Raw genomic sequence first — 616 nt, forward strand, 5'->3', positions numbered from 1 at the left:
TTTGAATAAAATGCTTGACTGCCCGCGGCTTGGTCAATATAAATAGCGCCTTCTGATTTGTTATTAAATGTACCGCCGTTTCGATGCACAATACCGATGGCTCCAACGGCGCTGGTATTACCTACTCGGATGGTACCGCTATTGTCCAACGTACCATAGTTGTCTAATCCATGACGCGGTGATACTGCGCCGTTGATAGCAAGGCTTCCCGTAGCGTTTATCGTCAGTACCGCTCCGCCCAATACTAGCACCGACTTGGCCACGGCAGCCGTACCCGCTCCAATAACGGGGTCGTTTGTTACATTAGGGATATTTACATCATCAGTAGCCGTAGGAACGCTACCGTCTTGCCAGTTGCCTGCCGTCGCCCAATCAGTAGATACGCAACCCGTCCAGGTATCGATAGCGGTGGCAGAAAACGGCGAAGAAAACACAATGGGGGTACCGTAGGTCGTCGCGCAGGTAGGGCTGCTTTGAATACGTGCTTTGATGTTATAATTTCCCGCAGCTAGGTTACTGAAAGTGGCATCGGTACTCCAAGTATCACCATTGTTGATACTGTATTCTATTGTACCCGTTCCTGTAGCGTTGACAACAATCGTGCCTTTGGGGTTGG

General features: G+C 50.0%; 1 protein-coding gene. It reads right to left on the reverse strand.

The window, feature by feature from the left end; genetic code table 11:
* On the reverse strand, positions 1-616 hold a 616-nt coding region (locus tag AC23N5_RS31435; RefSeq protein ID WP_487758567.1), incomplete at both ends, for a hypothetical protein.

It is taken from the genome of Runella sp. R5_40 (genome assembly GCF_057652295.1).